This window comes from Burkholderia sp. AU18528 (assembly GCF_002223215.2).
In the GTDB taxonomy this organism is placed as follows: Bacteria; Pseudomonadota; Gammaproteobacteria; order Burkholderiales; family Burkholderiaceae; genus Burkholderia; species Burkholderia semiarida.
The window spans coordinates 54,656-76,772 of the sequence record NZ_NKFC02000007.1; the positions used below are offsets into that span (position 1 = coordinate 54,656).

Annotated in this window: 18 protein-coding genes; 7 read left to right on the forward strand and 11 right to left on the reverse strand. The window is 67.1% G+C overall.

What is annotated here, in order from left to right:
* Positions 1 to 12 precede the first annotated feature (12 nt).
* Positions 13 to 1,230, reverse strand: a complete 1,218-nt coding sequence (ceoA, locus tag CFB52_RS26960; RefSeq protein WP_059582051.1) for a multidrug efflux RND transporter periplasmic adaptor subunit CeoA — start codon at positions 1,228 to 1,230, stop codon at positions 13 to 15.
* Between the two features lie 31 nt (positions 1,231 to 1,261).
* Positions 1,262 to 2,122 (reverse strand): alpha/beta hydrolase, encoded by an 861-nt coding sequence (locus CFB52_RS26965; RefSeq protein ID WP_059582049.1) that lies wholly within the window; start codon positions 2,120 to 2,122, stop codon positions 1,262 to 1,264.
* A gap of 173 nt (positions 2,123 to 2,295) precedes the next feature.
* Here CFB52_RS26965 and ceoR point away from each other — a divergent pair, with 173 nt between their 5' ends.
* Together ceoR and CFB52_RS26975 are read left to right on the forward strand one after the other, a co-directional pair.
* Complete coding sequence (gene ceoR / locus CFB52_RS26970) at positions 2,296 to 3,300, forward strand: putative multidrug efflux transcriptional regulator CeoR (RefSeq protein ID WP_059582046.1); 1,005 nt, start codon at positions 2,296 to 2,298, stop codon at positions 3,298 to 3,300.
* 405 nt (positions 3,301 to 3,705) lie between these two features.
* Complete coding sequence (locus CFB52_RS26975) at positions 3,706 to 3,999, forward strand: DUF4148 domain-containing protein (protein ID WP_059582042.1); 294 nt, start codon at positions 3,706 to 3,708, stop codon at positions 3,997 to 3,999.
* Positions 4,000 to 4,221: 222 nt separating this feature from the next.
* Here the strand turns inward: CFB52_RS26975 and CFB52_RS26980 are convergent, their stop codons facing one another.
* The 4 genes from CFB52_RS26980 to CFB52_RS26995 form a co-directional block, all read right to left on the reverse strand.
* A complete protein-coding gene (locus CFB52_RS26980; protein WP_060968290.1) occupies positions 4,222 to 5,301 on the reverse strand; it encodes a purine nucleoside permease in 1,080 nt (359 codons plus the stop codon).
* Positions 5,302 to 5,532: 231 nt separating this feature from the next.
* Entirely contained in the window at positions 5,533 to 6,126 is a 594-nt protein-coding gene (locus tag CFB52_RS26985) for a LysE family translocator (protein ID WP_099317971.1), read from the reverse strand.
* Positions 6,127 to 6,207: 81 nt separating this feature from the next.
* The gene (gene selD, locus CFB52_RS26990; protein ID WP_081059225.1) at positions 6,208 to 7,272 is read right to left on the reverse strand and encodes a selenide, water dikinase SelD; all 1,065 of its coding nucleotides are present in this window, start codon (positions 7,270 to 7,272) and stop codon (positions 6,208 to 6,210) included.
* Between the two features lie 144 nt (positions 7,273 to 7,416).
* Entirely contained in the window at positions 7,417 to 8,925 is a 1,509-nt protein-coding gene (locus CFB52_RS26995; RefSeq protein ID WP_099317972.1) for a PLP-dependent aminotransferase family protein, read from the reverse strand.
* 126 nt (positions 8,926 to 9,051) lie between these two features.
* Between CFB52_RS26995 and CFB52_RS27000 the strand changes: the two genes are divergently transcribed.
* Together CFB52_RS27000 and gabD are read left to right on the forward strand one after the other, a co-directional pair.
* A complete protein-coding gene (locus CFB52_RS27000; protein WP_059582213.1) occupies positions 9,052 to 10,335 on the forward strand; it encodes a 4-aminobutyrate--2-oxoglutarate transaminase in 1,284 nt (427 codons plus the stop codon).
* 101 nt (positions 10,336 to 10,436) lie between these two features.
* On the forward strand, positions 10,437 to 11,906 hold the full coding sequence (gene gabD, locus CFB52_RS27005) for an NADP-dependent succinate-semialdehyde dehydrogenase (RefSeq protein WP_059582028.1): 1,470 nt from the start codon (positions 10,437 to 10,439) through the stop codon (positions 11,904 to 11,906).
* Between the two features lie 120 nt (positions 11,907 to 12,026).
* Here gabD and CFB52_RS27010 read toward each other — a convergent pair whose 3' ends face one another.
* Together CFB52_RS27010 and CFB52_RS27015 are read right to left on the reverse strand one after the other, a co-directional pair.
* The gene (locus tag CFB52_RS27010; RefSeq protein ID WP_059582210.1) at positions 12,027 to 13,571 is read right to left on the reverse strand and encodes a PAS domain-containing methyl-accepting chemotaxis protein; all 1,545 of its coding nucleotides are present in this window, start codon (positions 13,569 to 13,571) and stop codon (positions 12,027 to 12,029) included.
* A 411-nt stretch (positions 13,572 to 13,982) separates the two neighbouring features.
* Positions 13,983 to 15,527, reverse strand: a complete 1,545-nt coding sequence (locus CFB52_RS27015) for a PAS domain-containing methyl-accepting chemotaxis protein (protein ID WP_099317973.1) — start codon at positions 15,525 to 15,527, stop codon at positions 13,983 to 13,985.
* Positions 15,528 to 15,838: 311 nt separating this feature from the next.
* Between CFB52_RS27015 and CFB52_RS27020 the strand changes: the two genes are divergently transcribed.
* Positions 15,839 to 16,696, forward strand: a complete 858-nt coding sequence (locus CFB52_RS27020) for a class I SAM-dependent methyltransferase (protein ID WP_060309898.1) — start codon at positions 15,839 to 15,841, stop codon at positions 16,694 to 16,696.
* Positions 16,693 to 17,253, forward strand: a complete 561-nt coding sequence (locus CFB52_RS27025) for a GNAT family N-acetyltransferase (RefSeq protein WP_099317974.1) — start codon at positions 16,693 to 16,695, stop codon at positions 17,251 to 17,253. Before CFB52_RS27020 ends, CFB52_RS27025 begins: the two co-directional genes overlap by 4 nt.
* 163 nt (positions 17,254 to 17,416) lie before the next feature.
* On the opposite strand, the gene pcaF is transcribed toward CFB52_RS27025, so the two are convergent.
* Positions 17,417 to 18,619: a 3-oxoadipyl-CoA thiolase gene (gene pcaF, locus CFB52_RS27030; protein ID WP_099317975.1), complete on the reverse strand. Its 1,203-nt coding sequence runs from the start codon at positions 18,617 to 18,619 to the stop codon at positions 17,417 to 17,419.
* A gap of 227 nt (positions 18,620 to 18,846) precedes the next feature.
* Between pcaF and CFB52_RS27035 the strand changes: the two genes are divergently transcribed.
* Positions 18,847 to 19,635: an IclR family transcriptional regulator gene (locus tag CFB52_RS27035; protein WP_059582012.1), complete on the forward strand. Its 789-nt coding sequence runs from the start codon at positions 18,847 to 18,849 to the stop codon at positions 19,633 to 19,635.
* An 18-nt stretch (positions 19,636 to 19,653) separates the two neighbouring features.
* On the opposite strand, the gene CFB52_RS27040 is transcribed toward CFB52_RS27035, so the two are convergent.
* Positions 19,654 to 20,724, reverse strand: coding sequence for a YhcG family protein (locus CFB52_RS27040; RefSeq protein ID WP_060968284.1), 1,071 nt, complete (start codon positions 20,722 to 20,724; stop codon positions 19,654 to 19,656).
* Between the two features lie 271 nt (positions 20,725 to 20,995).
* Complete coding sequence (locus CFB52_RS27045; protein ID WP_099317977.1) at positions 20,996 to 22,111, reverse strand: succinylglutamate desuccinylase/aspartoacylase family protein; 1,116 nt, start codon at positions 22,109 to 22,111, stop codon at positions 20,996 to 20,998.
* Positions 22,112 to 22,117: the final 6 nt, after the last annotated feature.

A 22,117-nucleotide genomic window follows, 5' to 3' on the forward strand; every position in this document is an offset into this window, starting at 1 on the left:
GCGGCGTGCCGCTTACGAATCCGCCTTCGCCGGTGCGGCCGGCTTCGCGGTACCCGCGAGCGGCGCGGACGGCTCGTCGCCGCCCGTCATCGGGACCATGTGCGGCTTCACCTGCTCGCCGGGGCGCACGCGCTGCGTGCCGTTCACGATCACGCGATCGCCGGCCGCGAGCCCGCTCACGATCACGCGCCGGTTGCCGTGCTGCATTCCCGGTTGCACTTCGCGGTACGACACGCGGCCTTGCTGATCGACGACGAACACGAACTTCTTGTCCTGATCGGTGTTGATCGCGGCATCGTCGACGAGCAGCGCCTCGTGCGGCGCGCTGCCGCCGACCTTCACGCGCGCGTAGAGGCCCGGGACGAGCGTGCCGTCCGCGTTGTCGAAGCGTGCACGCACGCGGATCGTGCCCGACGACGTGTCGAGCCGGTTGTCGACCGAGTCGATCTCGCCGCTGCGCGAGTAGCCGGTTTCGTTCGCGAGGCCGAGCTCGACCGGCACCTTGCGGCCGTTGCGCGCGCCGTTGATGTATTGCAGGTAGGTCTGCTCGTCCGCGTCGAACGACGCGTAGATCGGCGACACCGACACCAGCGTCGTCAGCGGCGCGGCCGACGCACCGGCCGACACGACGTTGCCGAGCGTGATTTCCGCACGCGACACGCGGCCCGATACCGGCGCCGTGATGCGCGTGTAGCCGAGGTTGATGCGCGCCGTTTCCAGCGCGGCTTCGGCGGCCTTCAGGTTCGCGCTCGCTTCGCGCGCCGCGTTCTGCTTCTCGTCGTAGTCGCGCTTCGCGATCGCGTTGTCGCCGATCAGCCGCTGCGCGCGCTGCCAGTCGGTCTGCGCGTAGCCGTTGCGCGCCTGCGCGGCCGCGAGCTGCGCGGCGGCGCGATCGACTTCAGCCTGGTACGGGCGCGGGTCGATCACGAACAGCACGTCGCCCTTTTTCACGAGCGCGCCGTCCTTGAAGTTCACCGCGACGATCGTGCCCGACACCTGCGGGCGCACGTCGACTTTCTCGACCGCCTCGAGGCGGCCCGAATAGCTTTGCCAGTCGGTGACGGTCTGCGGCACGACGGTCGCGACGTCGACTTCGGGCAGCGGCGCCGCCGCTTTCTCGGGCGCGTTCGCGTTCACGCGCATCGCGCCGAACGTGCCGAGGCCGACGACGGCGAGCGTGACGATCGCCGCGGTCGCGATTCGTGAACGGGTGGTGCGTAGGATGGCCATGTGGATCTCCGGTAAGCGTGGATTGGTCTGGTTATTCGGAACGGTTCGGCTGGCGCGCCTGGAAACGGCACTGGAAGAAGCGCACGGCTTCCTCGAACGCGGCTTCGTGCGTGGCGAGCGCGGCGTGCGTGATGTCCGGGTAGCGGATCACCTGCGTGAGCACGCCCGACGAAATCAGGCAGCCCGCATATTTCTCCGCCTCGACGTGCAGCACGTCGTTCTGCGCGGTGACGACGAGCGTCGGCGGCAGCCCCGCGAGGCGCACCGATTCGATCGGCGCCGCGTACGGGTGCATGCGCTGCGCCGCCTGCGGCAGGTATGCGCGATAGCAGGCCGCGCATTCGCGCGCGGTGATGTCGGACGCGAGGCGCTCGGCGTCGCCGATGCGCGTCATGCTCGGGTCGAGCATCGGCCCGAACAGCGCCTGCGCGGCGATCGACACCTCGCCGCGGTCGCGGGCGATGAAGGCGAGGCAGTTCGCGAGCTGGCCGCCCGCATCGTGCCCCGCGACCCCGATCTTCTTCGGGTTGCCGCCGAACGCGCGGGCGCGCGTCGCGGCCCACACGGCGGCGCGATACGCATCCTCCGGCGCGGCCGGAAAAGGAAAGGCCGGCGCGAGCGAATAGTCAACCGACACTACGAGAGCTGGTAAGCGTTCTGCTAAAAAACGCGCGGCGAAATCCGCGTCTTCGAGCGAACCGCGAACGAAGCCGCCGCCGTGGAAATAAAGCACTACTGGCAACCCGGTCTTGTCCGGACGGCGGTAGAGGCGCAGCACGATGTCCTGTGCGTAGCCGGGAATTTCGACTTCGGCAACCGTCAGCGCCCCGCCTGCTGTGGCTTGCGCGGGCAGCGCGGCTTTCAGGAATTTGCTGAATTCAGAAGCGTCCATGACGATGCGGCATCCATTTCGAGATGGAACGAATTCTGAGTCCGGCAGACATTGGGATAAATGCCTATAATCCGGCAACACAATTCAACGCCCCCGAACAATCCGAGGCTGCGTTTACCCATGAGGTAGCGCAGCCTTGTTGTTCGCGGGCTCATTAGATTGCGGAGGTTGTGATGGACCGGCTTCAGGCCATGCAGGTGTTTACTCGCGTCGTCGATACAAGCAGCTTCACCAAGGCAGCAGAAACGCTCGGCCTGCCGCGAGCGTCCGTCACGACGATCATCCAGAATCTCGAAGCCTTCCTCGGCGTGCGGCTGATGCACCGGACCACGCGCCGGCTGTCGCTCACGCCGGACGGCGCCGCGTACTACGAACGGTGCGTGCGGATCCTCGCGGACGTCGAGGAAACCGAAGCGAGCTTCCAGGCCAACAACCGGAAGCCGCACGGAAAGTTGCGTATCGACATGCCGGGCTCGATCGGTCGGCTGCTCGTGATTCCGTCGCTGTGCGAATTTCATACGCGCTATCCGGACATCGACCTGCAGCTCGGCCTGTCCGACCGGCCGGTCGACCTGCTGCAGGAAGGCGTCGACTGCGTGATCCGCGTCGGTGCGCTGCAGGATTCGTCGCTCGTCGCGCGCCGCGTCGGCCTGTTCGAGTGCGTGACGGTCGCGTCGCCCGACTATCTCGAGCGCAACGGCGAGCCTCAGACGATCGACGATCTGAGCCAGCACAAGGCCGTCAATTACTTCTCGAGCCGCACCGGCCGCACGATCGACTGGACCTTCCTGATCGACGGCAAGGAAGTCGAGATGAAGATGGAGGGCATCGTGTCGGTAAACGACGCGGATGCGTACGTGACCTGCGGTATCGAAGGCTTCGGGCTGATCCAGCCGCCGCTCTTCATGGTGCTGCCGCACCTGCGCGAGGGCCGGCTCAAGGAAGTGCTGCCCGGCGTCAAGCCGCTGCCGATGCCAATTTCGGTCGTGTATCCGCACAGCCGCCATCTATCGCCGAAGGTGCGCGTGTTCGTCGACTGGGTGGCCGAAGTGTTCGACCGCTGCCCGCTGCTGAGCGGCAAGGGCAGCCTCGACGCGACATGCAGCAAGCGCACGTTCGAGGAAGCCGAACGCGCGCCGGCGCTCGATACGCCGGTCATCAACGAGTGGGTCGCGTAATCGTCTGAACCACGCGTGCGGGCCGCGGCGCCCGCACGTCGTCCCGCCTGCGCGCCGCCTGGGCACCCTCTCCGAGCGCGGCGCCCCGATCCTTCCCGAATCCGCAGTAAGCCTTTGCGCAACCCGCGGCAATCGGCCGTGTGCGTCGTCGCGCGCCCTCGCCGCCGCCCCTGCGACGCCGGCGCCACGGGGCTGCGGGCCGTTTCCGCATTCCCCCACCGCACGTACGGATTCCGATTGTTCCAGTCTCGCGACAATTCAATTCGTGCGAGCCGCATTTATCGCGACGGAACGGACACCTAGAGTAAACCCTGTCGCGCACCTCGTTGCGCATCGAACAGATCCCGCCTGGCGGGACCGGAGTAAGCGCTCAAGCGCCCGCTCCGACATCTTAGGAGTGACGCCATGAACCGCCGCCATCTTCTCTCGGCCCTTGCTCTCACGCTTGCCGTGTCCGCACCGGCCTTCGCCGATTCGGGTACGCCGCACGCCGGCGACTACGGCAACACGTCGTGGTATTCGCAGCACAACGGCCCGCGCACGCGCGCCGAAGTGAGCGCCGAGGTCGTGCAGGCACGCAAGGACGGCACGCTCGCGTACTTGCGCAAGGCAACGTCGTACCCGCAAGGGCTCGAGCTCGCACAAGGCGCCTATCGCCCGATGCCGGAAAGCAACCAGCTCGCCGGCGGGGGCCGGTAAACGCGCGACGCCGCGCAGCGGGTTGCCCCGCGCGCGGCATCTCGAACGACCTTATCGACGACTCGCTGAGTCAGTGAGTTGCAGGAGCACATGATGAACGATCAACTTCCTTCGCCGCTCGATCACTGGGACGACACCACGCCGGTGTGGACGCCGTTCCGCTCCGGGTCGCAATCGCATTGACGCTCGCGGCGACGTGTCGCCGATACCGTCCTGCGGCGATCAACGGCGCGGCACTCCATCACGCCATTCGCCCCAGTGCGTGACGATGTCCTGCACGAGCGGATTGCCCGCGCGGTACAGGTTTTCGGTCGCCGGCGCAAAGCCGCCCTGGTCCGCGTAGTTCAGCAGGTTGTCCGCGCTCGTCTGTCCCGCGTACGGCCGGTCGAAATCGGACCCCGTGCGCAGCACGGCGACGCGCGACAGGTCGACCCGCTTCACGCTCGCCGCGCGCTTGAGCGCTTCGTACGTTGCGTTGTCTTCCTGCGCGGTCATGCAGTACGTGCCCTTGCCGTCCGTGAGGATCTTGGTCCACTGGCGCGCGCGCTCGCCGATCAGCGTGCCCGAGAACCACGTGTTGCCCGATGACGTATCGCACTGGATCACCGTCGGCGGCCGGTTGGCCGGCGCGTACGTGAACTTCGCGCGCGCGGCCTGCGCCTGTGCGCTGTCCGCGAGCACGACGTTGCGCGACAGCGCGTATGCGGCGTCGGTCAACTGCGGGTTGAGCTGGAATACTTCGGTGCGATAGTCGAGCGGCGGCTTGTCGTTCGGGCTCTTCGTGTTGATGCCGAGAAAACCGGTGTTCCACCCGGCCGGAATCTCGCGCGCATCGAGCTCCCACTGCAGGCTGAAATCGACGAGGTATTTCGACCACGCGGCCGAGCCGACCGTGCCTTGCGCGGGATCGACGCCTGCGATGCCCGAGATCAGGAAGTACGTGCGGCGCAGATCGAAGCGCTGCGAGAACGTGAGCGCCATGATCGTCGCCGACGCGTTCGCATAGCCCATGCCGGTCGTGACCACGCACACGTCCTGCTTGTTGCAGTGGACGGCCGGATAGTCGGGCGACAGGCCCGGCACGGCGATGTCGCGCCACGGGCCGAGCCGGTCGAGCCACGCCTGGCCTTCCGGACCGAACATCGTGATGATCATGACCTTGACCGGGCGGCCCTGTGCGCCGGTCTCGGCGAATGCGGCGTTGCCCGCGTTGTTGCCCTGGTTGTCCTGCGCGATCGACGGCGCGGTCGCGCAGGCCGCGAGCGAGAATGCAGCGGCTGAAAGGATGGAGCGAGTCAGCATCGGCGTTCCTTGTTTCAGTGATGTTGGATGAGAACGGCTGTCGGAGACTGCGCGAGGGAGTATAGAACGGGCGTGCGCGATGCGGAACCCGACTACGAAACGGCGGGCCGTGTTTCGTGCGAACGGATGCGTGTTGCGCGACGGGAAATTGCCCACTCGTCGCGGCCTAGCAAACGTCAGGAATGCTATCTGGTTTGCCGCCAACCGCGACGTCGGCCGCTTCTCGCCGCGCTACGCGCGCATCAGCCCCGCGACGCCATATCCCAGCACGACGAGTGCGGCGACCACATGGCTCGCGGCGAGCCATCCCGGCGACTTCACGAAGCGCCCGATCGCGCTGCCGCCGAACGCGAACACGAGCTGCCCGGCGAGACTGCCCGCGAACACGCACGCCGCGCCGAGCAGCCAGTGCCGGTGCGCGCCGACGGCAGCGGTCGCATAGCCGTAGAACAGCAGGATGGTCAGCGGATTCGCGAGCGTGACGAAGAACATCGACATGAACGGGCGATCGGCCGGTGGCGTCGGTACGCTGCCGTCGAGCGCGCGGCGCCGGTCATGCAGCGCCTGCCACAGCATCCGCGCGCCCATCGCGAGCAGCACGAACGCACCGACCATGCGGAACACCGACAGATACGACGCCAGCGTGCCCGCGAGCAGCGCGCCGATCGTGAACGCGACGACCGCATAGCAGCCGTCGGCAGCGGCCACCCCGAGCGCCGCGCGCACGCCGGTCGCCGTACCGGCGCGCATGCCGTAGTGCGCGATTATCAGTGCGACGGGCCCGACCGACAGCGCGATCGTCAGCCCGAACAGGAAGTCGTTCATCGGTCGTCGATGGCATCGATACCGTCGATGGAAAACGTCGATTCCGGCGAAGTCGAAACGATGCGGCGTGTGAATCCGGCGTCAGGCGACGTCGACGCGTGCGGGCCCGTCCACCATCTCGCCGATCACCGCCGCGCGGTCGAAACCGTCGGCTCGGAAGCACGCGAGCACGTCGTCGACCGCTTCCGGCGCGCATGCGACCAGCAGCCCGCCCGACGTCTGCGGATCGGTCAGTAGCGCCTGCGCGACGGGCGGCAGCGCGTCGGCGAGCCGCACATCGGTGCCGTACGCGGCCCAGTTGCGGCCCGACGCACCGGTGAACACGCCGTCGGCGACGAACGTCTCGACGCCCGCGAGCCACGGCAGCGACGCATAGTGCACGCGCGCGGTGAGCCGCGCGCCGCGCGCCAGTTCGAGCGTATGGCCGAGCAGCCCGAAGCCCGTGACGTCGGTCAGCGCATGCACGCCCGACAGCGCGGCGAGTTCGGCGCCCGGCCGGTTCAGCTTGGTGGTGGTCGCAACCATCTGCGCGTAACCGTCGGCATCGAGCTGGTTCTTCTTCAGCGCGGCCGACAGCACGCCGACGCCGAGCGGCTTGCCGAGCACGAGCACGTCGCCCGCACGCGCGGCCGCGTTGCGCTTCACGCGCGACGGATGCACGACGCCGATCGCCGCGAGCCCGTAGATCGGCTCGACCGAATCGATCGAATGACCGCCCGCGACCGGAATGCCGGCCTCCGCGCACACCGATTCGCCGCCGCGCAGCACGGCCGCGATCGTCTCGTGCGGCAGCACGTTGATCGGCATGCCGACCAGCGCGAGCGCGAGGATCGGCTTGCCGCCCATCGCATAGACGTCGGACAGCGCGTTGGTGGCCGCGATGCGGCCGAAGTCGAACGGATCGTCGACGATCGGCATGAAGAAATCGGTGGTCGCGACGATCGCCTGCTCGTCGTTGAGCCGGTAGACGGCCGCGTCGTCGGACGTCTCGGTGCCGACCAGCAGATCGGGGAACAGCGCGGGCGGCGTCGCGCGCTTCAGCAACTCGGACAGTACGCCCGGCGCGATCTTGCAGCCGCAGCCGCCGCCGTGCGACAGGCTCGTGAGGCGCGGAACGGCGGGCGGGGCTTGGGTGGCTTCGGTCATCGTCGGCATCCGGTGAATAACAACGTTCTATTATCGGCAATTCCGCGCGAGCGCGCCCGGTACGCTCTCCGCGTTGCCGAGCGTATTGCGCTTCGATCGGTCTTTGACGGAATCGCAACGAGTCGATATTGCCGTGCTCACGCGTCAAGCCAGCGCCACGGCCCCGCCGAACGCCCGCTCGTCGATCGCCTCGGCCAGCGTCGCGAACGCGGTCGCGATCTCGTCTTCCGGCACGCACGCATAGCCGAGCAGCAACCCCGACGCGGCGCGCTCGCGATCCGCGTAATACCCGGACAGCGGCCGCACGACGATGTTGCGTTCGAGCGCGGCCTGCGCGACCGCGCGATCGTCGACGCCCGCCGGCAATTGCGTGACGAGATGCAGCCCCGCGTCGCTGCCGAGCGCGTGCAGCGTATCGCCATAGCGGCGCGCGACCGCGTCGAGCAGCACCTCGCGGCGTTGCCCGTACAGCGTACGCATCTTGCGGATATGCGACACGAAATGCCCTTCCGCGATGAATTCGGCGAGCACGGCCTGCTGCAGCAACTGCCCTTCGCGATACAGCTCGGCGCTCGCGGTCGCGAAACTTTCCGCGAGCGGCTCCGGCGCGACCAGATAGCCGACCCGCAGCCCCGGGAACAGCGTCTTGCCGAAACTCCCGACGTAGATCACCTGCCCGGCCGTGTCGAGCCCTTGCAGCGACGCGAGCGGCCGGCTGCCGTAGCGGAATTCGCTGTCGTAGTCGTCCTCGATGATCCAGCAGCCGTGCTGGCGCGCGTATTCGAGCAGCATCCGCCGCCGCGCGAGGCTCATCACCATCCCGAGCGGATACTGGTGCGACGGCGTGACGAGCATCAGCTTCGGCGGCTCGGCGAGATCGGCGGCCGACGGCGCGATGCCTTCGTCGTCGACCGGGATCGGCCGCGTGGTCAGCCCCGACACGTTCAGCACGCTGCGCACGCCCCAGTAGCACGGATCCTCGGTCCAGATCGCGTCGCCCGGGTCGGTCAGCAAGCGCACCGCGAGATCGATCGACTGGTGGATACCAGTCGTGATCACGATCTGCTCGGGCGTGCAGCGCACCGAGCGCGACGTGCGCAGGTAGTCGGCCAGCGCCTCGCGCAGCAGCGCGAGCCCGCCGCCGGGTGCGTAGGTCAGCAGGTCCGGGCGCAGGCGCCGCCAGTACTTGTTGTGCAGCCGCGTCCAGACACGCGCCGGAAATCGCGACACATCGGGCACGCCCGGCATGAACGCGCCGCCCTGGCGCTTCGACACGCCGGCGCCCTCGACGAGCCGCGTGCCGCGCGTAGACAGCCGCCGCGTGGACGAAGGCACGACCGCCGGCCCGCCAGCCGGATCGGCCGGCGCGCCGACGATCTCGTCGGGCGCGCTGTCGGCGACGAACGTGCCGCGGCCCGTCGCCGAGTTCACGTAGCCTTCGAGCGCAAGCTGTTCGTAAACCTGCGTGACCGTGTTGCGCGCGATCCCGAGCTCGGCGGCCAGCAGCCGCGACGACGGCACGCGCGTGCCGGCCGGCAGTTCGCGCGACAGGATCGCCTGTTGCAGCAGCCGGTGAAGCTGCCGGTAGATCGGCTGTTCGCCGCCGCGCACGAGGCGCTGCGCCAGCCAGTCCGACAACACGCTCGCGCGCATGATTGGCTCCTGAATATTTATTGAAATGGCTCTGATTGCCGGAGCCAAATGTGATTATAGTCGCCTCCATGGGCCGCCAAGGCGGCCGATTTTCTACTCACCGGGAAGAACATCAAGGAGATGACCGTGAAGAATGCCGATCTGCAGGCCCGCAAGAACGCCGCCACCCCGCGCGGCGTCGGCGTGATGTGCGATTTCTACGCAGCCCGCGCCGAGAACGCGGAGCTGTGGGATGTCGAAGGCCGCCGCTTCATCGATTTCGCCGCCGGCATCGCGGTGCTGAACACGGGCCACCGCCACCCGAAGATCGTCAAGGCGATCGCGGATCAGTTGAACAACTTCACGCACACCGCTTACCAGATCGTCCCGTACGCGTCGTACGTCGAGCTGGCGGAGAAGATCAACGCACGCGCGCCGGGCGACTTCCCGAAGAAGACCGCGTTCTTCACGACCGGCGCCGAAGCCGTCGAGAACGCGATCAAGATCGCGCGTGCGGCGACCGGCCGTCCGGGCGTGATCGCATTCTCGGGCGGCTTCCACGGCCGCACGATGATGGGCATGGCGCTGACCGGCAAGGTCGCGCCGTACAAGCTGAACTTCGGCCCGTTCCCGGGCGACGTGTTCCACGCGCCGTACCCGAACGCCGTGCACGGCGTGACGACCGCCGACTCGATCAAGGCGATCGAGATGCTGTTCAAGGCCGACATCGATCCGAAGCGTGTCGCCGCGATCATCTTCGAACCGGTCCAGGGCGAAGGCGGCTTCAACCCGGCGCCGGCCGAATTCGTGCGCGCGCTGCGCAAGATCTGTAACGAACACGGCATCCTGCTGATCGCCGATGAAGTGCAGACGGGCTTCGCACGCACCGGCAAGCTGTTTGCGATGCAGCACTACGACGTGCTGGCCGACCTGATCACGATGGCGAAGAGCCTCGCCGGCGGCATGCCGCTGTCGGGCGTCGTCGGCCGTGCGGACGTGATGGACGCAGCGGCGCCCGGCGGCCTCGGCGGCACGTACGCGGGCAACCCGCTGGCCGTCGCATCGGCGCACGCGGTGCTCGAGATCATCGACGAAGAGAAGCTGTGCGAGCGCGCGACGCAGCTCGGCGACGTGCTGAAGGCGAAGCTGAATGCGCTGCAGGCCGACGTGCCGCAGATCGCCGACGTGCGCGGCCCGGGCGCGATGATCGCGGTCGAATTCCTGAAGCCGGGTTCGGGCGAGCCGGATGCCGAATTCACGAAGCGCGTGCAGACGCGTGCGCTCGAGCGCGGCCTGCTGCTGCTCGTGTGCGGCGTGTACTCGAACGTCGTGCGCTTCCTGTTCCCGCTGACGATCCCGCAAGCCGTGTTCGACGAAGCGCTCGCGATCCTCGAGGAAGTGCTGAAGGAAACGGTCGGCGTGCCGGCCTGAGTGCCCGTCCACGTCAACTGAATGCGCCGCCGCCGTCGTGAAGACGGCGGCGGCCGTTTTCATCGGTCCTTATCCGTCCTTTTTCGAAGCAGGCGATTCACATGAGCACCGTTCAGGAAACCCTGGCACTGAAAGATCCGTCGCTGTTCCGCCAGCAGGCGTACATCAATGGCGAATGGCAACACGCGGCGACCGGCGAGTCGTTCGACGTCCGCAATCCGGCGACGGGCGGCCTGCTCGGCACCGTGCCGGCGATGGGCACGGCCGAGACGCGTCATGCGATCGAGGCCGCGAACGCCGCATGGCCGGCGTGGCGCAAGAAGACCGCGAAGGAACGCGCGACGATCCTGCGCAAGTGGCACGACCTGATGATGGAAAACGCCGACGACCTCGCGCTGATCCTGACCACCGAGCAAGGCAAGTCGCTGGCCGAAGCGAAGGGCGAGATCGCCTACGCGGCGTCGTTCCTCGAGTGGTTCGCGGAAGAAGGCAAGCGCGTGTACGGCGACACGATCCCGACGCCGGCGAGCGACAAGCGCATCGTCGTGACGAAGGAAGCGATCGGCGTATGCGCGGCGATCACGCCGTGGAACTTCCCGGCGGCGATGATCACGCGCAAGGTCGGCCCGGCGCTCGCCGCGGGCTGCCCGATCGTCGTGAAGCCGGCCGAGGCGACGCCGTTCTCCGCGCTCGCGATGGCCGTGCTGGCCGAGCGCGCGGGCGTGCCGGCCGGCGTGTTCAGCGTCGTCACGGGCGATCCGAAGGCGATCGGCGGCGAGCTGACGTCGAACCCGATCGTGCGCAAGCTGTCGTTCACCGGCTCGACGCCGGTCGGCCGCCTGCTGATGTCGCAATGCGCGGCGACGGTCAAGAAGGTGTCGCTGGAACTCGGCGGCAACGCGCCGTTCATCGTGTTCGACGACGCCGATCTCGATGCGGCCGTGCAGGGCGCGATCGCGTCGAAGTACCGCAACAGCGGCCAGACGTGCGTGTGCACGAACCGCTTCTACGTGCACGAAGCCGTGTACGACCAGTTCGCGCAGAAGCTCGCGGCGGCCGTCGGCCAGTTGAAGGTCGGCCGCGGCACGGAGCCGGGCGTCACGCAGGGCCCGCTGATCAACGAAGCCGCCGTGCTGAAGGTCGAGGCGCACATCGAGGACGCGCTCGCGAAGGGCGCGACTGTCGTGACGGGCGGCAAGCGCCACGCGCTCGGCCACGGCTTCTTCGAGCCGACCGTGCTGACGGGCGTCACGCCGGCGATGAAGGTCGCGAAGGAAGAGACGTTCGGGCCGCTCGCGCCGCTGTTCAAGTTCGGCAGCGACGACGAGGTGATCCGTCTCGCGAACGACACCGAGTTCGGCCTCGCCGCCTACTTCTACAGCCGCGACATCGGCCGCGTGTGGAAGGTGGCCGAGGCGCTCGAATACGGGATGGTCGGCGTGAACACGGGCCTGATCTCGAACGAAGTCGCGCCGTTCGGCGGCGTCAAGCAATCGGGCCTCGGCCGCGAAGGCTCGCACTACGGCATCGACGACTACGTCGTGATCAAGTACCTCTGCCTCGCCGTCTGACGGTTCGGGGCCTGCCGCTTTCGGCGACAGGCCCTGGCCGCCCGGCCGGAACCGGGCGGCCCGACGCGGGCCGGTACCCCTCTCCGTCGCGCCCGCGTCACCCTTCCTCTCGTTCCGCGATCAGCGGAATACGTTCACCGCCTCCACCAAACGCGTCGCCTGCTGCTTCAGGCTTTCCGACGCCGCCGTGCTCTGTTCGACGAGCGCCGCGTTCTGCTGCGTGATGTTGTCCAGGTGCACGACCGCCTGGTCGACCTGCGCGACGCCCGTGCTCTGCTCGGCCGTCGACGAACTGATCTCCGCGATCAGATCCGACACGCGCTTCACCTGCGTGACGATGTCCTCCATCGTCTTGCCCGCGCCGTCGACGATCCGCGCGCCCGATTCGACACGCTCGACGCTCGCACCGATCAGCGTCTTGATCTCCTTCGCCGCGTTCGCGCTGCGCTGCGCGAGCGCCCGTACTTCGCCCGCCACCACCGCGAAGCCGCGCCCCTGATCGCCCGCCCGCGCGGCCTCGACGGCTGCGTTCAGCGCGAGAATGTTGGTCTGGAACGCGATGCCGTCGATCACGCCGATGATGTCCGCGATCTTGCGCGAGCTGGCGGTGATGTCGTTCATCGTCGCGACGACTTCGCTCACCGCCTGCCCGCCGCGCCCGGCCGCCTCGCTCGCGGAAACCGACAATTGATTCGCCTGCAGCGCCGTCTCCGCATTGCTCGACACGGTGGCCGTCATCTCGGCCATCGACGCGGCCGTCTGCTGCACGCTCGTCGACGCCTGCTCGGTACGTGCGCTCAGGTCGTTGTTGCCCTGCGCGATCTCGTTGCTCGCGCGCTGCACGTTCAGCACCTGCTCGCTGACGTCGTCGACGAGCCAGCGGAACATCAGCCCGAGCTGGTTGATCGTGCGCAGCGTCATGCCGATCTCGTCGACGCGGTTCATCCGCACGCCGCTGCGGCTTTCGCCGGTCGCCACGCGCAACGCCTCGTCGCGCAGTTCCCGCAGCGGCCGCACGATCTGTGCGTCGAGCCACAGCCCGGCCGCCGCCGTCACGCCGACCGCCGCACCGGCAAATGCCGCGAGCGCCCCGCCGGTCAACCCGCCCGCCCAGCCGGCGCCGATGACGGCCGGCGCCAGCACGCACAGCGTCGATACCAGCCGGGCTCGCACCGACATCGTTTGGAACAGCGACGCCACACGCAGTGCGCCCGTGCGAACGATCAATCCCTTGTGGAACCGGCGGCTGCCGGCCTTGCCTTCGCGGAAATCGCGATACAGCGCCTCGGCGGCCGCGATCTCGTCGCGCGTCGCCTTCGTGCGCACCGACATGTAGCCTTTCGGCTGCCCGTTGCGCATCACCGGAATCGCGTTCGCACGCACCCAGTAGTGATCGCCGTTCTTGCGGCGGTTCTTCACGAGCGCGGTCCACGGCTCGCCGCCCTGGAGCGTCGCCCACATGTCGGCGAACGCCTCTTTCGGCATGTCCGGATGCCGCACCACGTTGTGCGGCTGACCTTCGATCTCCTCGGGAGAAAAGCCGCTGACCTGAATGAATGCCGCGTTCGCGTACGTGACGTAGCTGTCGGCATCGGTCGTCGACATCAGCGTCGCATCGTCGGCAAATTCGAATTCGCGTTGCGTGACGGGCTGGTTGTTGCGCATTGTGTGGAGCTCCGGGTGGCGGATCTTGCGTCCGCTCGTCGATTGATTCGAGACCCCGCGCATGACGATCGAGTCGCATGCGTGTAAGTCGACTCCTGCGCTTTCGGCAAATTCGGCGAAAACATTATGCCGAATCCGGATAAATATGCATTAAACATGCATCATCGTGTTTTTGCCGAACAATATGTTCATGGATAAACGAATTGCCTTGTCGGGCAACGGTTTGCCGGCGATTCGTCTGATCATTCGACCTCGTGCATCCGGTCTGATTCAACGTGCGCCGGTAAAATCGGAAATACGAATATTTCTCGTTTTCCGCCATTCGATTCAATCCAAAAATCCGAATGAACGCTGTGCGCGACACGCCGGATTCATCGATCGAACCCGCACGTCGCGCACGCTTTTACGCCGTCACCTGAACACGTTCACCGCATCCACGAGCCGCGTCGCCTGCTGCTTCAGGCTCTCCGACGCCGCCGTGCTCTGTTCGACCAACGCCGCGTTCTGCTGCGTGATGTTGTCCAGGTGCACGACCGCCTGGTCGACCTGCGCGACGCCCGTGCTCTGCTCGGCCGTCGACGAACTGATCTCCGCGATCAGATCCGACACGCGCTTCACCTGCGTGACGATGTCCTCCATCGTCTTGCCCGCGCCGTCGACGATCCGCGCGCCCGATTCGACGCGCTCGACGCTCGCGCCGATCAGCGTCTTGATCTCCTTCGCCGCGTTCGCGCTGCGCTGCGCGAGCGCGCGCACCTCGCCCGCCACCACCGCGAAGCCGCGCCCCTGTTCGCCTGCGCGTGCGGCCTCGACGGCCGCGTTCAGCGCGAGAATGTTGGTCTGGAACGCGATGCCGTCGATCACGCCAATGATGTCCGCGATCTTGCGCGAGCTGGCGGTGATGTCGTTCATCGTCGCGACGACTTCGCTCACCGCCTGCCCGCCGCGCCCGGCCGCCTCGCTCGCGGAAACCGACAACTGATTCGCCTGCAGCGCCGTTTCCGCGTTGCTCGACACGGTAGCCGTCATCTCGGCCATCGACGCGGCCGTCTGCTGCACGCTCGATGCGGCCTGCTCGGTACGCGCGCTCAGGTCGCTGTTGCCCTGCGCGATCTCGTTGCTCGCGCGCTGGACGTTGTGCACCTGCTCGCTGACGTCGTCGACGAGCCAGCGAAACATCAGCCCGAGCTGGTTGATCGTGCGCAGCGTCATGCCGATCTCGTCGACACGGTTCATCCGCACGCCGCGCCGGCTTTCACCGGTCGCGACGTTCAGCGCCTGCTCGTGCAGACGCTTCAGCGGTTGCACGATCTGCGCGTCGAGCCACCAGCCGGCCGCGGCCGCCGCGCCGGCCGTCACGACGGCGAACGCCGCGAGCCCGCCGCCGGTCAATCCGCCCGCCCAGCCGGCGCCGACGACCGTCGGCGCCAGTACGCACAGTGCCGAATGAACGCGCGCACGCACCGACATCGTCTGCGCCAGCGACGCGACACGCAGCAGCCCGGTGCGGATCACGAGCCCCTTGTGGAACCGGCGCCGGCCGGCCTTGCCTTCACGAAACGCGCGATACAGCGCGTCCGCGGCTTCGCTCTCGTCGTGCGGCGCCTTCGTGCGCACCGACATGTAGCCGTGCGGCGCGCCGTCGCGCATCACCGGAATCGCGTTCGCGCGCACCCAGTAGTGGTCGCCGTTCTTGCGGCGGTTCTTCACGAGCGCGGTCCACGGCTCGCCGGCCTGAAGCGTCGCCCACATGTCGGCGAACGCTTCCTTCGGCATGTCCGGGTGACGCACCACGTTGTGCGGCTGGCCGACGAGTTCCTCGTTCGAGAAACCGCTTACCTGCGCGAACGTCGTGTTCGCGTAAGTGATGATGCTGTCGGCATCGGTCGTCGACATCAGCGTGACGTCGTCGGGAAAATCGAATTCCTGTTGGGTAACGGGCTGGTTGTTGCGCATGCAAGGCTCCGAAAGGCGGATCTATCGTCCGCGCCGCGCTGAATTCGCGCTCAGTAGCCGAAAAACGGTTGATCGCTTTACGACACTCTCGTCCTTACTGTCGGCAATTCACCGGAAAACCTTAATCCTGTCGTGCATAAACTATGCAAATCGGCCATTGCCATGATTTCGATCAAACATTCAGGCGATAATCGCAACTCGCGTTTATCCGCTTGTCACAACGCGCCGCCCGGCGTGCCAATGCCGACATCCGTTGCGCGTGGCGAAACGATTTGACTTATCCTGCTCCATTCCACCGGAATTCGAATTCGATGAAAAAGGCATGGCACGAACTGAATCGGTTGTCCTGGAATACGGCGACGGTCGCGCATAACAGCCATAAAGGCGATCAGGCTGCATTTTTCCGCAATGGCGGCTCAACGCTGTTTCCGGAAGAACGCGAACTGCTCGGCGATCTCGCGGGTCTGCGGCTCCTGCACCTGCAATGCAACGCCGGACAGGACACGCTGAGCCTCGTGCGCGACGGCGCGGACGCAACCGGCGTCGACATCTCCGACGAGGCGATCGACTTCGCGCGGCAACTGTCGGCGGACGCGGGCCTGCCCGCGCGGTTCGAGCGCGCCGACATACTCGACTGGATGCCCGAAGCCGCCACGCGCGGCGAACGCTTCGATCGCGTATTCACGTCGTACGGCGCGATCTGCTGGCTGTCGGACCTGACCGCATGGGCGCGCGGGATCGCCGCGCTGCTCGCGCCGGGTGGCCGCTTCGCGATGGTCGAGTTCCATCCGTTCGCCCTGTATTTCGACGAACAGTGGCGGCCGCGTTACGACTACTTCAACGGCGACGCGACCGAGGAACCCGCAGGCGTCGGCGATTACGTCGCGGCCTCCGGCACGGGGCTCGGCGCGCAGCACGACCATCCGGGCATCGTCGATTTCGCGAACCCGCATCCGAGCTACGAGTTCATGTGGGGCATCGGCGACGTGGTGAATGCGCTGGTCTCGGCCGGGCTCGTGATCGACCGCTTGAACGAATATCCGTACTCGAACGGCTGGAAGGGCTTCGACGGCATGCGCGAACTGGACGGCCGCCGGATGGTGCCGCCCGAAGGCATGCCGCGCCTGCCGTTGATGTACGCAATCGCCGCGCACCGGGTAGCCGCGTGACGCGCCGCACTACCGCCGAACGCGACGCGCTGTCGGCCCGCCCGCTGGCCCGCGACGACGTGCCGCTCGTGTGGACCATCGACCGGCGCGAAATCATCGAACACCTGTACGTGCTGCGCGACGGCGCGCTGCATCTCGTGCCCGAGTTCTACGACGTGGCCGGCTGGCCCGACGGCGAAGCCGATCACTACACGCCGATCCTGCTCGACTGCCACGACCGCGGCGGCTGGTTTCTCGGCAGGTTCGACGGCACGCGGCTCGTCGCGGCCGTCGTCGTCGACAGCCGGCCGCTGGGCCCGCAGCGCGACATGCTTCAGTTGAAGTTCCTGCACGTGAGCCACGATTGGCGCGGTTGCGGACTCGGCGAACAGCTTTATCGCGCGGCGCAGGTGCACGCACGTGCAATGGGTGCCGAGCGCCTGTATGTATCGGCCACGCCGTCGCGGCGCACGATCGACTTCTACCTGCGGCTCGGCTTCACGGTCAGCACGGCGCCCGATCCCGAGCTTTACGCGCTCGAGCCCGAGGACATTCACCTCGAAGGGCCGACGGCCTGACGGCCCGGTACGCGGATAGCGGCGCGTCTGCCGCGACTGTCGCAGGCCGATTAACGACGAAAGCGACGACGGGCGGCACGAGACAACTCGTGCCGCCCGTCATGGCGGAAACAGCGCAACGGTAAAGCGGCGCGTATGCGACCGCTTCACCACATCGCGCCGGTCAGACGCGTTCGATCGCGATCGCGATGCCCTGGCCGACGCCGATGCACATCGTGCACAGCGCGAAGCGACCGTTCGTGCGATGCAGCTGGTACATCGCGGTCGTCACGAGGCGCGCGCCCGACGCGCCGAGCGGATGGCCGAGCGCGATCGCGCCGCCGTTCGGGTTCACGCGCGGATCGTCGTCGGCGACGCCGAGCATGCGCAGCACCGCGAGGCCCTGCGACGCGAACGCTTCGTTCAGTTCGATCACGTCGAACTGGTCGATCGTCATCCCGAGCCGCGCGAGCAGCTTCTGCGTGGCCGGCGCGGGGCCGATGCCCATCACGCGCGGCGCGACGCCGGCCGTCGCGATCCCCAGCACGCGGGCGCGCGGCGTCAGGCCGAAGCGCTTCGCGGTTACCTCGTTCGCCAGCAGCAGCGCGGCGGCGCCGTCGTTGACGCCCGATGCGTTGCCGGCCGTGACCGAGCCGTCCGGGCGCACGACGCCCTTCAGCTTCGCGAGCGCTTCGAGCGACGTTTCGCGCGGATGCTCGTCGCGCGACACGACCACCGGATCGCCCTTCTTCTGCGCAATCGTGACCGACACGATTTCTTCAGCCAGCGTGCCGTCCTGCTGCGCGCGCGCCGCCTTCTGCTGGCTGCGCAGCGCGAACAGGTCCTGATCCGCGCGGCTGACGTTGTAGTCGACCGCGACGTTCTCGGCGGTTTCCGGCATCGAATCGACACCGTGCAGCTGTTTCATCAACGGATTGACGAAGCGCCAGCCGATCGTCGTGTCGTGGATGTCGGCCTGCCGCGCGAACGCGCTCGCGGCCTTGCCCATCACGAACGGCGCGCGCGTCATGCTCTCGACGCCGCCCGCGACCATCAGCGCGGCTTCGCCCGACTTGATCGCACGCGCGGCCACGCCGACCGCATCCATCCCCGAACCGCACAGGCGGTTGATCGTCGAACCCGGCACGCCCTGCGGCAGGCCCGCGAGCAGCAGCGACATGCGCGCGACGTTGCGGTTGTCCTCGCCGGCCTGGTTCGCGCAGCCGTAGATCACGTCGTCGATCGCCGTCCAGTCGACGTCGCGATTGCGCTCGACGAGCGCCTTGAGCGGCACCGCGCCCAGATCGTCGGCGCGCACGCCCGACAGTGCACCGCCGTAACGCCCGATCGGCGTACGGATCGCATCACACAGAAAAGCTTCGGTCATCAGTGTCTCCGGTCCCGTGAAAGGCTGGGAAATGAACAGGGCGCGCCCCTTGCATTGCCCGCCGGGATGCGCTTAAATGTTCTATATACGAACATAAGATCGTGTATCGAACGTTCAACGCATCATAGGGAGTGCGGGGATGCCCTGTCAAGCGCGCGGCGCGCCGGGCGGTTGGCGTGTCGGGCCCCATGCGCTATCTTCTCGGCTGCACGACATTCCAGGCCCTCATGACAACCGACGATATTCAGACGAAACCCGGCGATTCCTATGTACAGTCGTTCGCGCGCGGCCTCGCGGTGATCCGCGCGTTCGACGCGGCGCGCCCGGAGCAGACGCTCACCGAGGTCGCGTCGGCCACCGGCCTCACGCGCGCGGGCGCGCGCCGGATCCTGCTCACGCTGCAGACGCTCGGCTACGTCGAGGCCGACGGCCGGCTGTTCCGGCTCACGCCGAAGATCCTCGAGCTCGGCTTCGCGTACCTGACGTCGATGCCGTTCTGGAATCTCGCCGATCCGGTGATGGAGCAACTGTCGGAACAGATCCACGAAAGCTGTTCGGCCGCGGTGCTCGACCGCACCGAGATCGTCTACGTGCTGCGCGTGCCGACCCGCAAGATCATGACGATCAACCTGTCGATCGGCAGCCGGCTGCCCGCGTACTGCACGTCGATGGGTCGCGTGCTGCTGTCCGCGCTCGACGACGCGGCACTCGACGAAACGCTCGCGCAGAGCGGCATCCGCGCGCACACGCCGCGCACGATCACCGACATCGGCGAACTGAAGGCGACGATCGCGCAGGTGCGCCAGCAGGGCTGGGCCGTGGTCGATCAGGAACTCGAGGTGGGGCTGATGTCGCTGTCCGCGCCGATCCGCAACCGGCGCGGGCAGATCATCGCCGCGATGAACATCAGCGGCAACGCGCAGCGGCATACCGCGAAGCAGATGGTGAAGGAGTTTCTCGGCCCGCTGCAGCAGGCCGCGCAGACGGTATCGGAACTGGTGGCGCGGCGGGGGTGAGCGCGGGCGCGGAACACATCAGTCCGTATTCCGCGCTGCGCTGCGGGGCCTGATTTGCAACCGTGCCCGTTGCATCGCTTGCTGCAGCCGTTCGGTCAGCACCGCACGCGGCGGCAAAGCCGTCAGATACTCCGCCACGTGGATGCCGGACTTATCCAGTTCCAGCAGCTCGATCTGCTCTGATTTTTTTCCGGTGCAGAGAATGATTCCAAGGGGTGGCGCTTCATCAGCCTCCCGCTCGTGTCTGTCGAGCCAGCGCAGATACAGCTCCATCTGCCCCTTGTACGCGGCCTTGAACTCACCGACCTTCAACTCTACAGCGACCAGCCGCCGCAGCTTCCGGTTGTAGAACAGCAAGTCGAGATGGAAATCCTCGTCGTCGATCTGGATGCGCTTTTGCCTCGCGACGAACGTGAAGCCGGCACCCAGCTCCAGCAGAAAGGCTTCCATTTCGCGAATGATCGCGGTCTCCAGGTCGCCTTCCTGCCAGGTGTCGCGCAAACCCAGGAAATCGAGAATATATGGATCGCGCATGATGAGGCTGGGTGACATGCGTTGTGCATCCCGCATCGTTGCCAGCTCCGCGGCGATCAGCGCATCCGGCTTCCGTGAAAGCGCGGTGCGCTCGTACAACATCGAGTCGATACGCTCGCGCAGCGTCCTGACGCTCCAGCGTTCCACATTGGCCATCTGCGCATAGTAGTCACGTTGACGCGGGTCTTTCAGCGGAATCAACGCAATGAAATGTGTCCAGCTCAATTGTCGTATCAGCGATACGACAATCCGCTCGTCCGGAAAGGTCACGGCAAACTGCACCATGCGGCGAAGATTCTTCACGGCGAAGCCGCCGCCGTAATCTTTCGTCAACTGCGCCGCAAGCGTGGGAAGCACTTCCTCACCATAGTCGGCCCGTTTGCCCGCAAGGACTTCGACATGAACGAGCCGGCCAATGCGCCAATAAAGCATCGTCAGCTCGCTATTCACCGCAGATGCGGCGCGCTGCCGCGCCGCTTCGATCAAGGCGCGGATGTTCCCCAACAGGGTTCGTGTCGCGACGGGCGATGCGACGACAACCTTACGTCGGATCATGTTGTTGCCTCCTATGCGCCGCGGCCGCAATCGTCCGGTATCCGCTCGCGTGCTCCTCGAGGGCGCCGACATCGGCCCGCTGCCGAACCGTCGTCGCAGTGAAATAAAAAAACGGGCGACACAGGCCGCCCGCGAAAACTCCAATCGCTCTGCAACATCCTTCTTGCAAAACACGGAGCGAACTCCGCGTCGCTCAATTTACGGGCGCGCGCGCGTCCGATCAATTTGACGGGAACGAAATTGCGCTCCGAATCCGTCGGACACGGCGTCGTCACGCCCCCAGCAGCATCCCCTTTCGCACCGGCACCGTGCCCGTCACGCGCCCGAGCGGCGCGCCGGCCGTCACGAAGCGGATCGCGCGCCGCATGTAGAACACGCCGTCGGTCGCGCTCGAGATCGTCGTGACCGCATCCGTCAGCGGATCGACGATGTCGAACAGCGGATCGCCGGCGCGGATCATCGCGCCGATCGGCGCACGGTGCACGAGAATCCCGCTCACCGGCGCGTAAAACTGCTCGCTGCCCGCGAGCGGCGTGGCCGGCGCGGCCAGCGGCGGCAGCGGCGCGCGTTCGCCGCGCACCGCGCCGCACCAGACGAGATAGTCGACGAGCGCGCCGGCGTCGCGGCCCGCGTAGTCGTACGTCACGTCGCGCTGGCCGCGACACTCGACCGTCACGGCCACGGTACCCGTCGCCATCGGCGTGCCGGACGGCAAATGCGCGCGCAACCGTGACCACAACAGATGATGCGCGTCGTCGAACGCATTCCCGCCCGAATCCTCCGCGAGCAGCGACACCTCCGCGCCGAGATAACGCGCGAGCGGCTCCACGTCCGGCCACGCGGTGTCGCTCGTGTACACGTGCATCACCGCTTCGAGCGAGCAATGCAGGTCGATCACGACGTCGGCGTCGTGCGACAGCGTCAGCAGCGCAAGCTGCAGCGCATCGAATTCGGTGCGCGGCGCGATTTCATCGAGCGCCGCGCCGACGCATTCGCGCACGATCGCGCGATTGCGCACGCCGTCGTCGCCCAGCCGGTCGCGCGCACGCGCGGCGATCTCCGCGAGCGGCAGGAAGCCGCGATTGAAGTTGCGCCCGCTCGCGAGATCGAACCGGCCGATGAACTGCCCGAGCAGATGATGATTGAGGCCGACCGGGTTGGCCACCGGCACGAGCACGATTTCGGCCGCGAGCCGGCCTTCGGCGTCGAGTTGCGCGAGGCGCTGCTTGAGCATGACCGCGGCAAGCATCGCGGGCGTCTCGTCCGCGTGCAGCGCGGCCTGCAGGTAGATCTTGCGGCCGCAGTCGGCCGGCCCGAAATGAAAGCTCGTCAGCGTGCGCTGCGTGCCGATCGACGGCGACAGGAGCGGCGTGGTGCGAATCTGCATCGATGA

Bases quoted from the DNA above. Each gene is read 5' to 3' on its own strand.
- ceoA (WP_059582051.1), bottom strand. From the start codon at position 1,230: ATGGCCATCCTACGCACCACCCGTTCACGAATCGCGACCGCGGCGATC.
- CFB52_RS26965 (WP_059582049.1), bottom strand. From the start codon at position 2,122: ATGGACGCTTCTGAATTCAGCAAATTCCTGAAAGCCGCGCTGCCCGCG.
- ceoR (WP_059582046.1), top strand. From the start codon at position 2,296: ATGGACCGGCTTCAGGCCATGCAGGTGTTTACTCGCGTCGTCGATACA.
- CFB52_RS26975 (WP_059582042.1), top strand. From the start codon at position 3,706: ATGAACCGCCGCCATCTTCTCTCGGCCCTTGCTCTCACGCTTGCCGTG.
- CFB52_RS26980 (WP_060968290.1), bottom strand. From the start codon at position 5,301: ATGCTGACTCGCTCCATCCTTTCAGCCGCTGCATTCTCGCTCGCGGCC.
- CFB52_RS26985 (WP_099317971.1), bottom strand. From the start codon at position 6,126: ATGAACGACTTCCTGTTCGGGCTGACGATCGCGCTGTCGGTCGGGCCC.
- selD (WP_081059225.1), bottom strand. From the start codon at position 7,272: ATGACCGAAGCCACCCAAGCCCCGCCCGCCGTTCCGCGCCTCACGAGC.
- CFB52_RS26995 (WP_099317972.1), bottom strand. From the start codon at position 8,925: ATGCGCGCGAGCGTGTTGTCGGACTGGCTGGCGCAGCGCCTCGTGCGC.
- gabD (WP_059582028.1), top strand. From the start codon at position 10,437: ATGAGCACCGTTCAGGAAACCCTGGCACTGAAAGATCCGTCGCTGTTC.
- CFB52_RS27010 (WP_059582210.1), bottom strand. From the start codon at position 13,571: ATGCGCAACAACCAGCCCGTCACGCAACGCGAATTCGAATTTGCCGAC.
- CFB52_RS27015 (WP_099317973.1), bottom strand. From the start codon at position 15,527: ATGCGCAACAACCAGCCCGTTACCCAACAGGAATTCGATTTTCCCGAC.
- CFB52_RS27020 (WP_060309898.1), top strand. From the start codon at position 15,839: ATGAAAAAGGCATGGCACGAACTGAATCGGTTGTCCTGGAATACGGCG.
- pcaF (WP_099317975.1), bottom strand. From the start codon at position 18,619: ATGACCGAAGCTTTTCTGTGTGATGCGATCCGTACGCCGATCGGGCGT.
- CFB52_RS27035 (WP_059582012.1), top strand. From the start codon at position 18,847: ATGACAACCGACGATATTCAGACGAAACCCGGCGATTCCTATGTACAG.
- CFB52_RS27040 (WP_060968284.1), bottom strand. From the start codon at position 20,724: ATGATCCGACGTAAGGTTGTCGTCGCATCGCCCGTCGCGACACGAACC.
- CFB52_RS27045 (WP_099317977.1), bottom strand. From the start codon at position 22,111: ATGCAGATTCGCACCACGCCGCTCCTGTCGCCGTCGATCGGCACGCAG.